Consider the following 2,596-nt stretch of genomic DNA (forward strand, 5'->3'; position numbering starts at 1 on the left):
CTTGTTGGGTAAAAAAGCAAACACCAATGCCGAGTCGGATGGATCTGACTGACACCTACGCCTATACAACACCATGACCGAACTTCCCGACAACATCCTCAAACCTGCCCTGCAAGCGTCTAATTCTGCCAAGAACTTCTTCTTCGTTACCGGAATTTAAAATTTCTCTAAAATTAATTGCAGCTAAATTCGGCATTCCTCCACTTAACGAATCTACTTTTTTAGCTAACTCTTCCGGTGACGCAGATTCAATGAAAGCCAGAGCATTTGCCCGACTGTCATGCTCCCTTACATTTGAACTTGTTGAGGATTCCAGAGAGTCATTGGATTTAACAGACACCGCATCATTTCTTTGAAGTCCGTAAATATAATTTTGCGAATTGCTTACACCATTAATCATAGAGATATCCTTCAGCACTTTTTAACTGTTGGACTAGGTTGAGCAATATGTCTGCCAAATGATATTCCCGATATTTTTCACCCATCTAAATATGAAAACACCATTTACATATCAGTAGGTTAAGTGTTTTTTGGGAGTGGACGCTTGAAAGTAGATAGATAGCTATAAAGCAGGAATCCGACTGCCGCATTAAGGAAAGTTCTTGCCTGCTAACTAAATATCAAGCGATTCAGCAATATCCAGAGCATCATCAACTTCGATCCCAAGGTACCTCACGGTGCTCTCAAGCTTCTTATGACCGAGTAGCAACTGAACCACGCGTAGATTTTTCGTTTTCTTATAAATCAGGTAAGCCTTAGTCCTTCGCATTGTATGCGTGCTGTAAAGAGTGCGATCGAGACCTAGTTTTTCAATCCAGCTGTGGAATATACGGTTATATTGCCTGGTGCAGATGTGTTCTCCAGGGACTTTTGCTGATGGGAACAAATAACTGCTGTAATTTAGGCTCTTAAAATTGATCCAGTCCAGCACAGATTTTCTCGTACCCTCAGTAATTTCGAACTGAACCGGAGAGCCTGTTTTTTGCTGAGTCACAAGTGCGCGTCGCATTACCACGCCACCCGACATGACATCCGATACGAGCAGCTTGACCAAATCGCAGCCGCGAAGTTTACTGTCCAGCGCCAAATTGAATAATGCTAAGTCGCGTTTGTTGTCTTCTATTTCCAATCTGATTCTGATCCCCCATATGTGAGAGATCTTCAGCGGTCGCTTCTGTCCAATAATTCGGTGTTTGTTCCAAGGTTTGCTAGCGGCTGTCATAGAAATCTCCCGGCAATTAATAATTTGTAGTATGGGCCGGAAGTCCTGAAACAGGCAGTTGTGACTGTTCTTTTCTCTCGAATAAGCTGTAAACTAAACACCACTAATTTAGTACCTGTTTGCCAGATTTTCTTATCTTCGAATCAGAGGTATACTAGCTGTCACATTATTAGAGGTGTTTATGAATACAAAGATTGAAATATACGGCGTGAAAGCTGTTAAGCGCCCTAAAATCGCCGCCAGTAAGAAACTTGACTTGTCCGGTGACGCTGGTCAGCAAATTGTGAAGTCTGAAACTAAGTTAGTTTTAAGAACACATAAGCGTACGTTTGAAAAACTCGCTGATATGTGATGGAACTCATTTTCTTCCCCTTTGAACGCGTGATAGAAATTAACGTGTTTATTCTCGAAAACGAACCAGGCATGAAGGGCGCCGCTGATATCAACAAACTTCAGGGTGCCTTAGGCAGAATCGATAATGCTATTGCCTATTCAGGCTTAGATGACGTTTTCGAAATTGCTGCAAAATATGCCGCTTCAATAGCGCTTTCTCATTCACTCCCCGATGCTAACAAACGAACAGGTCTGGCCGTTGCGCTGGAGTATTTGTCGCTCAATGATTTTGAGTTAACCGCTGATAATGATCTCTTTGCAGATGCAATCAGAGACTTAGTCATCGGAAAAATTGATGAGTCAGATTTTGCCGACTTGCTTTATTCCCAATATATTTTCGAACAAAACTCAGATCTCTGAAGTTTATCTTCGCTTTCCAGTCCTTCATGGTATTGCTGATGTCCGCTTTTGACCATTTTCAGTCTCGGCAGTGGCTATTTTAGACTTCAAAGAGCGAAAAGCGGATGTTGACCTACGCCTTAATACACGACAGCTTCAGACAATATACAGATGGTCAGGTTTATAACACTGGATTTCTTCCGGTGGTCACAATGCAAAACATTGCTGTTACTTTCAATAAAGGGTAGTTTCACCCAAAGTGAACACATAATAATCAACTAGTCCTTGTTTCAGAGAATGGGTATGATATTTCTATTAATATAATGAATTTTCAATTTGGAAATCGTTTGAAAATCAAAGTAATCTATATTTAGTAATGGTAATTTGTTAATGAAATGGAATTCATCAATTCGCTTCGCAAAGCTCGACAAGTATATCTATTCCTTGTTTGCTTTTGTCATTCTGTCTGTCCTTCTATCTCAAATTAAAAGCGATTTTGGCACTGTTTCTGATATCGCAATGGTATTTATTGCGTTCGCCAATTTGGGGTTCTAGGGATTTTCCCCTCTAAAAAGACATAATCCTCTGTAGACCACACCAATAAATGGCTGCGGAGGTGGTTTACTTTCAGCTTGGAGCCTA

Annotated in this window: 5 protein-coding genes; 3 read left to right on the plus strand and 2 right to left on the minus strand. The window is 40.9% G+C overall.

The features are described 5' to 3' along the window. Nucleotides 1-61: 61 nt before the first annotated feature. Together MHN09_RS21065 and MHN09_RS21070 are read right to left on the minus strand one after the other, a co-directional pair. The gene (locus MHN09_RS21065; RefSeq protein ID WP_239241820.1) at nt 62-400 is read right to left on the minus strand and encodes a hypothetical protein; all 339 of its coding nucleotides are present in this window, start codon (nt 398-400) and stop codon (nt 62-64) included. Between the two features lie 213 nt (nt 401-613). After that, entirely contained in the window at nt 614-1,222 is a 609-nt protein-coding gene (locus MHN09_RS21070) for a tyrosine-type recombinase/integrase (protein WP_239241821.1), read from the minus strand. Nucleotides 1,223-1,403: 181 nt separating this feature from the next. On the opposite strand from MHN09_RS21070, the gene MHN09_RS21075 reads away from it, so the two are divergent. The 3 genes from MHN09_RS21075 (at nt 1,404) to MHN09_RS21085 (ending at nt 2,509) form a co-directional block, all read left to right on the plus strand. Beyond that, a complete protein-coding gene (locus tag MHN09_RS21075; RefSeq protein WP_070123220.1) occupies nt 1,404-1,574 on the plus strand; it encodes an acetyltransferase in 171 nt (56 codons plus the stop codon). Next, nucleotides 1,574-1,975: a type II toxin-antitoxin system death-on-curing family toxin gene (locus MHN09_RS21080; protein WP_239241822.1), complete on the plus strand. Its 402-nt coding sequence runs from the start codon at nt 1,574-1,576 to the stop codon at nt 1,973-1,975. The genes MHN09_RS21075 and MHN09_RS21080 overlap by 1 nt, the downstream gene beginning before the upstream one ends. Nucleotides 1,976-2,344: 369 nt before the next feature. Continuing rightward, entirely contained in the window at nt 2,345-2,509 is a 165-nt protein-coding gene (locus MHN09_RS21085; RefSeq protein ID WP_239241823.1) for a hypothetical protein, read from the plus strand. Nucleotides 2,510-2,596: the final 87 nt, after the last annotated feature.

Source organism: Alteromonas sp. MmMcT2-5 (genome assembly GCF_022348315.1).
In the GTDB taxonomy this organism is placed as follows: Bacteria; Pseudomonadota; Gammaproteobacteria; order Enterobacterales; family Alteromonadaceae; genus Alteromonas; species Alteromonas macleodii.